Origin of the sequence: Thomasclavelia saccharogumia DSM 17460, from assembly GCF_000686665.1 — a bacterium.
Lineage (GTDB): Bacteria > Bacillota_I > Bacilli_A > Erysipelotrichales > Coprobacillaceae > Thomasclavelia > Thomasclavelia saccharogumia.
The window spans coordinates 1-2,161 of the sequence record NZ_JMLH01000123.1; the positions used below are offsets into that span (position 1 = coordinate 1).

A 2,161-nucleotide genomic window follows, 5' to 3' on the forward strand; every position below is an offset into this window, starting at 1 on the left:
CGGACACCGAAATTGATACCGAGGAATTAAGTTCTTTTCTGGGAGAAACTCTGCCTGAGTATATGGTGCCGAAGTTCTTTGAACGGATTGAAGAAGTTCCTTTAAATCTAAATGGAAAAGTTCTAAGGAAAGAGCTAAAAAAGCCCAAACAGACAATCAAGACGCAAGAGAAAGTTTTTCCACATACACAAACAGAAAAAAGATTGGCAATTATATGGGAAGAAATTCTTGGAATACAGAAAATAGGGATTAAAGATCAATTTTTAAGAATAGGTGGAGATTCTATAAAGATGGTCGCTGTTCTAGGAAAAATTACTGAAGAATTTCACGTTAAAATATCGTTTAGAGAATTTATAACTGCTAATACAATAGAAAAAATGGCATCACTAATAGAAGGAAAAAAAGGAATTTTAAAGGAGACTATTTATAAGCATAAAGAACATAATGTGGATACTGAATATGATGAGTTTCCTTTAACAGATGTCCAAATGGCTTATTTAATAGGGAGAAACGAGGGAATTGCTTTAGGTGGTATTTCTACACACGGATATTATGAGATATTGACACACTTGAATATAAGAAAATTAGAAGAAAGCCTTAATAAAGTTATTGAAATCCAGCCAATGTTACGGGCAATTATTAGTAAAAGCGGTACACAAAAAATATTGAAAGAGGTGCCCAGATATAGAATCTCTGAAAATGATATTAGAGGGTATACGGATGAAGAACAGGAGAATGTTATTAAAACAGAAAGACAAAGAATGTCCCATTATGTATTTGATACAGAAAAATGGCCTCTATTTGAGTTTAAAGCATTTCGAACTGATGAGGAGGAATATTATCTTTTTGTAGGGATTGATTTGTTAATAGCAGATGGAGGAAGTGTTAGAATATTTATTAGACAACTGTTAGACTTTTACTACGATAGGTTTGACAAGAATAGACAGAATGCTTTTACATTTAAAGACTATGTAGAGGCATTAAATGATTTTAGTGAAAGCAGTACATATAAGGAAGATAAAGATTATTGGATGGAACAAATATCTCTGATTCCACCGGCGCCAATGCTTCCATTACAAAAAGATCCAAGTGTAATTAGAAAACCTCAGTTTGCAAGAATTGAGAAAGTGATACCAAAATCAGAATGGAATGTTCTTCAAAAGGAAGCAAAAAAGAAAGGCATAACAACATCTACACTTTTATGTACCGCATATGCTTTAGTTTTAGGATACTGGAGCAATCAACCTGAATTGACTATTAATGTTACAGTTTTTACCAGGTATCCATTTAATGAAGGTGTTACAGACATAGTTGGAGATTTTACTTCAGTAATTTTATTACGGGTTAATTTGCTTGGTAGAAGTGATTTTTGGAAATTAGCCAGTGAGATTCAAAATCAATTAATGGATGCTCTGGAGCATAGGCATTATGATGGAATGAATGTGATTCGTAAAATTGCAGAACAAGCAGAAATGAAAGAACAGGCAGTTATGCCAGTTGTCTTTACGAGTCTTCTCTTTTCTATGGAGGAAGGTGATATAGTAACCATAGAAGATTTGGGTGAAGTTAAAATGGGAGTTAGTCAAACCTCTCAGGTATACTTGGACTATCAAGTGATGGAAACTAAAGAAGGATTGTTGATTACATGGGACTACATTAAGGAATTGTTTACGCCAAATATGATAAGTACTATGTTTAAACAGTACATTAATATTGTCGAAAGTTTATCAAAGAATGTAATTTCCATGCCTCATTTAGATTCAAAAGAACAGGAAGTATTTACAGCCTATAATGATACGAAGCTGGATATGCCAATATTGCCGATACAGACAACATTTAAAAAAATAGCAGAAAAATATCCTGAAAAGATTCTTATTGCAGATAATACTGGGGGTGTAACTTGCCATCAAGTGGATAAGCAATCTTCACAAATTGCAAACTATTTATTGAACCAGAAAATAAAGAGAGGGGATGTTATTGCTGTTTTAGGGAATAGAAGAAAAGAAACCATTATTAATATCCTTGGAATTTTAAAAGCGGGTGCTGCCTATGTGGCGATAGATCCGGAATATCCGGAAGAACGGAAAAAATACATACTGTCTCACAGCGAAAGTGTGATGTGTTTAGATGCAGATTTTTATGAACGTGAAGAAATTTGTGA

1 protein-coding gene is annotated in these 2,161 nt (G+C 33.5%); it reads left to right on the forward strand.

The annotated features are described in order from the left end of the window. The coding region (locus BR82_RS0114425) for a condensation domain-containing protein (protein ID WP_027090729.1) at positions 1 to 2,161 on the forward strand (2,161 nt) is incomplete at both ends.